5 protein-coding genes are annotated in these 6,879 nt (G+C 68.4%); all 5 read right to left on the bottom strand.

Features of this window, described 5'->3' with window-relative positions; translation table 11 throughout:
• Positions 1-105: 105 nt before the first annotated feature.
• Positions 106-1,917, bottom strand: a complete 1,812-nt coding sequence (locus ACFW6D_RS07420) for a choline/carnitine O-acyltransferase (protein WP_379325717.1) — start codon at positions 1,915-1,917, stop codon at positions 106-108.
• 9 nt (positions 1,918-1,926) lie between these two features.
• Positions 1,927-2,742, bottom strand: a complete 816-nt coding sequence (locus ACFW6D_RS07415) for a class I SAM-dependent methyltransferase (RefSeq protein ID WP_379325715.1) — start codon at positions 2,740-2,742, stop codon at positions 1,927-1,929.
• Between the two features lie 12 nt (positions 2,743-2,754).
• The gene (locus ACFW6D_RS07410; RefSeq protein WP_379325713.1) at positions 2,755-3,618 is read right to left on the bottom strand and encodes an arpA protein; all 864 of its coding nucleotides are present in this window, start codon (positions 3,616-3,618) and stop codon (positions 2,755-2,757) included.
• A 180-nt stretch (positions 3,619-3,798) separates the two neighbouring features.
• Positions 3,799-4,470: an HAD family hydrolase gene (locus ACFW6D_RS07405; RefSeq protein ID WP_379325711.1), complete on the bottom strand. Its 672-nt coding sequence runs from the start codon at positions 4,468-4,470 to the stop codon at positions 3,799-3,801.
• Positions 4,471-4,549: 79 nt separating this feature from the next.
• Positions 4,550-6,694, bottom strand: coding sequence for a serine/threonine-protein kinase (locus ACFW6D_RS07400; RefSeq protein ID WP_379325709.1), 2,145 nt, complete (start codon positions 6,692-6,694; stop codon positions 4,550-4,552).
• Positions 6,695-6,879: the final 185 nt, after the last annotated feature.

Genomic DNA, 6,879 nt, shown 5'->3' with positions numbered 1-6,879 from the left:
GGCGGCCCCTTGGGGCCGCGACTCGAGCGCGCCAGCGCTCCAATAAACACAGCGTCAACCCGCCTGGGACTACTCAAACCCCAGATCGCGGCGGCGCCGATCAGCTCAGCCCAACAGCTCCCGCAGGTCGGCTACGGCCGTGCGCAGGTGGTCGGCGAAGGCGTACATCTGGTCGGACACCGATTTCGGGGTGGCCAGGTAGATGTTCCAGCGATCCGGCAGCAGCACGTAGGCGATGCCGATGCAGCGCGGACTCGTCGAGCCGAAACCGAAGTAGCGGATGTACTTCGACGGCGCCGAACTGGTCGAGAGGTAGTCGTCGCGCATGATCGTCCAGCCGGGGCTGTCGAACAACGCGATCCGCTCGTCCGCGACACCGAGCTGCTCACCACGGCGGCGCTGAATCCACTCCAGTTCCCACAGGTGCTGCTCGGGCGCCTGCCCAGCCTGGCATTCCTTCGCGCGGGCGACGTGGGCCGACGCGGCGGTACGTGCCGCGGCCAGCCTGGTCTCCTCGTCGACCTCGGGATCGGTCATCGCGTCGACGAACGCCACCATCTCCGGGGTGACCACCCGCATGGCCTCGGTGCGGCCGTTGCGGAACTGCCGGGTGGCGATGGATTCGTAGGTCGCGCCGGTCAGCCCCTTGCTGCGCCGGTGGGCGAGCTGGTAGCTGAGCTGAGCGAAGGCATCGGGTGAGATGCCCAGCTTCTTGGCCTCACCGGTGCCGAAGTCGTCGAACGACACCAGCGAGGTGGCGGTGTCGGCGGCGAAGCGGGCGAAGTCGGCGCCCGCCGCGGCGATGTCTGCGCGGGCGGCCGAGTCGAGCACGAACTCGATCGGCTCCACCGAAGGCAGCCCCTGCGACTGCGCCCCGCTGGTCGCCGCGTGGTCCTGCGCGGTGCGCTCGAGCAGTGCGTCGACGAACGACAGCACGGTGGTGCCGTCGAGCCCGCAGTGCTCGATATTGATACCGGCCTGACCGTCGGCGAAGACGATGAACGACACCGACTTGTCGAAGTAGCGGTTGCCGCTGTCACCGTGGAGCAGCTGGTCGCAGGCGTGCAGTTCGTCGCGGGGGGCGAAGTCCTCGAGGCACACCGAGAACAGTGCCGTCTCCACCGCGTCGAACGCCTCGACATTGGCGGGCTCGGTGCGCAGGTCGGCGCGGCTGCGGGCCCATTCCGCACGGGCTTTCGTGGTGAGATGCCCGACGGAGGTGTCGGTCGCGGCGGGCTTGGTGCCTGCCTTGATCACCGCCTGCAGTCCATCGACCACGTCCTCGAACGCGTACGGCGCACCGTCGGCCCCGATGACGTCCATCCGGAAGATGTTGCCCCGGTAGAAGACCGCGATGTGGCGGGCATCCGAGGGCCCCGGCCATTCCGGGCTGTACGGCTTGCGCACACTGTCCTGGATGAGACCGGGGATGCGGGTCTCGGAGAACAGGTACTTGTTCTGCCACATCGACAGTGGCGTACCGCGCTGGGTGACCGGCGGGATCTTCTCCGCATCGAGGGCCAGCTTGTAGTCGACCGCCGCCCCGATGATCGCGGCGGCCCGCTCGGTCTGACCGGCGACGGTCGACGCGGCCAGTGGAGTGTCGTCGCGGAACAGGAAGACGAAGTTGGCGTTCAACGCGATCCGGTCGCGGCGACCCAGATACCGCGACGGCCAGAATTCGTCGAGCCAGCTCCCGACGCCGGGGGTGGCGTCGTACTCGGCCAGCGCGGCATGCAGCGCACGCCCGGCCCCGCCGGGGCGCAGCAGCTCGGCTACCGCGCCCTCGGTGGTGGCATATTCCTCGGCGCCGAGCAGGGGCTGACACCACTGCAGGAACCGCGCGCAACTGTCCTCCAGTGTCGGCAGCGGTACCCGGGGCAGCGTGTCTTCGGCGGCGAACGTGGGTTGGTTCAATCCAAGTCCTCAGGTCTCGATGGGATGCGGGCGGGACAGGTACAGGTTGGCGTAGAGCCAGCCTTCGGCTTCGTGATCGGTGGTGTCGATTCCCTTGGCCGCCAACGCATCCAGTACTTGCTCGCGTTCCTGGGCCGAGGCGAACCTCCGCTGCTGGAACATACCGGGACGCTGCTCGCTGCGATAGCCGAGTGCGGCCAGTTCCTCGGCGATGGGACCGAAATCGAACATCCGCAACACGAAATGCGCCATCCACGGTCGCTTGCGCGGATCTGCTTGGGCGACCCTGGACAGGGTTTTCTCGGTGATGTAGCCGACGCATCCGGTGGAGATCACCAGATCGGCGGAGGCGAGCACACGACGCTGCGCCTCGGTGGGCTCGGTGGCCTCGAGGTCGGCGTGCACGTAGTCGTGCAGGAGTCCGGCGGCGTGGGCGTAGGTCAGCGCCGGGCGTGCGGCGTCCATCCCGACGAAGCGTACGTCGGGCATGACATCGCCACGCAACCGCTCCCGATCGGCCGCGATCAGCCCGATCTTGTCGGTGTCGACGTGATCGCGGTAGTGCCCGGCCATTTCGTCGACGGTGGTGTCGGTACGCAGCAGGGCCGCGTTCACCCCGTAGGAACACCCGAGGTCGAGGACCGTCAGAATTCGACCCGGCCGGGCGGCCCGCAGTTGGCGCAACTGTTCGGCGAAGTGCGGCTTCGCCAACTCCGGAATCCGGTAGTCCAGATCGTTCATCCGCTCGAAATATGCTCGCGGATCCGGGCTTTCGTAGATGTCGTCGAAGGATGCTTTGCCGGTGGTGTGCAACGGAACGGACATGGGCGGTTCCTCTCAGTCGAGCAGTCGGTCACCTCGGACGGCGTCGGCCGCGGCGGCCACATGGTCGGGCAGAACACGGCCGAACAACTGCCTGGTGCGTTCGACCGTGCCGATCACCCCTGGACGGTCCGTGTAGGCGAAAATCGCCGAGTGTCGTTGTCCCGCACCGGCTACCTCGGTGACGCGGTGCAGGGAGAAGCGGCCTTTGAACAGCTGCAGGTCGCCCGGGCGCAGTTCCAGCGACCGGATGAACCGCTCGCCGTGGCCGGTGAGGACATCGCGCACGTCGTCGAGGTGCTCGGCGTGGGGGTCGCGGATATTGGGGCAGTACTCGAAGACACCGCCGGATTCGGGCTTGCGGGTGAGCATGCTGACGGTGAACTCGTTGGTGTCGAAGTGCCAGGGATGCGACATCCCCGGTTCGACCACGTTCAGACACAAACCGGCGAGGGGGTCGGCGAATTCGTGTAGATCGTCGAGTTCGAAGCAGTCGGCGACGAAGCGCTGGAACACCGGGTCGGTGTAGAGGCGCTGGATCAACGCCTCGGCGGGGATGCGGTCGCGGGCGACGAAGGCGTTGCCGCGGTCGAGCACGATCCGGGCCGGGTGATCGGCGGGCAGGTCGGCGTCGAGTTCGATGTTGTAGGCGTTCACCCGTTCCACCTTGTAGTGGGCGTGCGGGGCGATCGCCTCCCCCTCGGTGCGCAGTGTTTCCAGCAGTTGCGGCCGGATGAACTCGCGCAGGACCGTGCAGCCGTCCTCGGCCAGTTCGGCGCGGGCGGCCTCGATTGCCGCCTGCCTACCCGAACCACCGAGATCGGTGAGTGGATACCGTGCGATATCGACGATTTCGTCAAGCCCCCGCGTGCCCGTCATGTACCCAGTTTGCGGGAATATTCCGGCGCGCGCCCGTGGTTTCGACAAATCAGGCTTATCCCGGGCAGATCACAATCGTGCGAAATCAACTGTGTGGCAACAGTTTTCGCAAACGCAACCTGGGTATCGAGACAATCACGGTAGGCTATTACGCCCTATCACGCGCCTGCACCGAAAGTTTCAGATGCGAGCGTCGAGTGCGGCTTGCAGATCGTGCACCGACAATCCGATCAGCGACTCCCGGAATACCCGCCCCGGAGCCTCGGGAACCGCGATCTCGCACGGGATCACAATCAGACCGCAACCAGCACCCTGCGCGGCGAGGGACCCGGTCGGCGAATCCTCGATCGCGACACACTCGTTCGGGTCGACCCCGAGCAGATCGGCGGCGCGGCGGTAGATGGCCGGATCTGGCTTGCCGTGCGGCACTTCGTCGCCGCAGACGGAGGTATCGAAGTAGTCGCGGCCGAGGGTGTCGAGGCCGTATTCGGTGAGCGAACGCTTGGTGTTGGTCACCAGCGCGCACTTCAGGCCGGCCGAGCGCACCATCGCGAGCGCGTCCTTGGCGCCGGGCCGCCACGGGATCGGGCCGAGCATCAACTCGGTGACGCGGCGTTCGAGGAACTCCCCCGCCTCGGCGATCATCGCGGGCGTCGGGACGAGGCCGATGCCGTCGAAGAGCATACGCAGCGCGTTCGGACCGGAGGCGCCGATCAGAGCATGACGGACCTCGTCGGTCAGTTCGCGGCCGTGTTCGCGGGCCAGTTCGCGAACGGCTATGTCCCACAGCTTCTCCGAGTCCAGGAGCGTGCCGTCCATGTCCCACAACACCGCGGCCGGTCGCGCGCTCACCTGTTACTCGCCTCGTTCTCGTCACGTATCGCCGAGTCACCGGCGGTCGCCGGGCCCCGTTCAGGGTAACGGGTCTCCCTCACACGCCCGATCCGACGATCTGCAGGTTGCCCGCGTCGCCGGAGACCTGGATCCAGCGGTTCTCCGAGGTCACGGTGCCATTGGTGAGCCGGTAGGTGAGCGTGACGACCGCGCGGTCGGCTCCGCTGGGGGTGATCGAGCCGACAGTCACCGACCGCACCGACGACCAGAACGACGAGTACTGCGTGAATCCGCCGGTCTGCGCCTGGTAGCCGGGGGCGAGCTGCGCCCACGCCCCGCCGATGTTGCCGGGCAACATGCCGTAGTACCCGGCGATGAACTGGTTGATCCGGTCCGGGGTGGGCGGGCCGAAGGGTGTGGTGGTGATGGTCGTAGTGGTCGGTTTCGCGCTGGTGGTGGGGGTGGGCTTGGCCGAGGTACTGGTCGGGGGCGCGCCGGTGGTCGTCACACCGCTCGGCACGGCCGCGGGCGGGGCCGACACGGTGATCGTCTCCTGCTCGGGCACGATGACGACGGTGCTGACCTTGCCGTCGACCACGGTGGTGACGGTGACCGGCGACGGCGGGACCTGCGCCTGCTCAGTGGAGTCACCACCACGATCGCGGGTGACAACCAGCACGACGAGCATCACCGTGAACGCGGCGACAGCGGCGGCCAGCAGCAGCACGGCACGGTTGTTGTTCAGGCGGTCGGTACGCGAGGGCGGGGTGGGAAATGCGGGGTGCAGGCCGGAACCCCCCGTCGGCCCGGCTGCCGCTCGTGCGCGGGCGTCCGCCTCGGCGCCCGCGCGTTCGACAGCGCTCGGACTCGAAGACCCGATGTCGCGGGGGCGCACGAGACCGGGATCGCCGGCCGCCGCCTGACCGACCGCGCCACCGACGGCATGCCCGCTATCACCCGTCGCAGCTCGGCCGGCAGCGCCACCCGAAGCCGCCCGGCCGACGTCGCCGACTGCCTGGCCGCTCTGGCCGGCAGACCCGTGGCCGACGGGCGGTGTCGGCGCGGCCGAGGACGCCTGTCCGGCCCCGCCGGAGGGTCGATGTCCGCCGTCATCGGAGTGTCCATGCCCGAGACCGATAGAAGGCGTGCGCGCGCCCTCGCCCACTGCTGTCCGCCCGACCCCACCGACCGGTGTCCTCGCACCCGAGGCCGGCGGTGTGCCCGCGGTCTCATCCGCCGAGGTGCGACCTGCGATCGCCGATCGGGCGGCCTTGGCCATGGCCCAGCCGCTGCCCAGCAGTGCGGCAGCGCCGGATTTCGCCGCCGCTCCCCCGTTCGAGGCAGACCCGGGCTTCGGGATCAAGGTCGTGTCCGCGTCGCCGATCGGCAGCATCTTCGTCGCCGAGGCGGGCAGCACCGGAACCCGGCCCGCCGCAACATCTTCCAATGCGACGCGCGCCTGCGCCATCGTCGGCCGGTCTTCGACGGACGCGGTCAGCAGCCACATCAGCACCGGGGCGAGCGGGCCAGCGTTCTTCGGTTCCGGCACCACGCCGCGTGCGACGGCGTGCAGCACGGCAAGGGGGTTGTCGCCTTCACCGAACGGCGGCGCCCCTTCAGATGCGGCGTAGAGCGTCGAGCCGAGGGCGAACACGTCGGCGGCGGGCTTCGGGTTGTCACCGCGGGCGATCTCGGGCGCCAGGTAGGCGGGGGTGCCTGCCAGGAACCCGGTGGCGGTGACGGTGACGTCTCCGGTGGCGTGGGAGATGCCGAAGTCGGTGAGCTTGACCGTGCCGTCGTCGCCGACGAGCAGGTTGGCCGGTTTTACATCGCGGTGCATGATTCCGGCGTCGTGGGCTGCAGAGAGCGCCGCGGCGGCTTGCGCCCCGATTCCGGCCACCTCGATCGGCGGCAGCGTCACCCCGCCGGCCAGCTTCGCCGCGAGGCTGGGCGCGTTCATGTATTCCATGACCAGCCACGGCTGGCCGTCTTCCTCGGCGACGTCGAAGACAGTGATGGCGTTCGGATGGTGCAGGCGGGCCGCGATCCGGCCCTCACGCATCGCGCGCAGTTTGCCTTCGAGGGCCTGGGTGCCGGTGAGTCCCGGCGCGAGCAGCACCTGTTTCACGGCGACGGTGCGGCGCAACCGGACATCGGTGGCACGCCACACGACACCCATCGCGCCCGTGCCGATCGGGTCGGTGAGTCGATAGCGTCCCGCGATCAACCGATCCGATGTCATAGTGTGCCCCTCCTGCTTACCGCTGAGTCGTCTCGCCCTCCGCGCCACAGCGGGATGAAACTTTCGAAAATCCTACGTGCTGGACTGCGTCGATCCTGTTGCGAGACAGCCCGGTCCATGGACCCAGCACCGCATCGTGACCAGATTCACAGGCGCCACAACGACGATCGGACCGGTCCGCGGGA

It is taken from the genome of Nocardia sp. NPDC058705 (assembly GCF_042749305.1).
Lineage (GTDB): Bacteria > Actinomycetota > Actinomycetes > Mycobacteriales > Mycobacteriaceae > Nocardia.
This window is presented reverse-complemented; position numbering and strand designations above follow the sequence as displayed.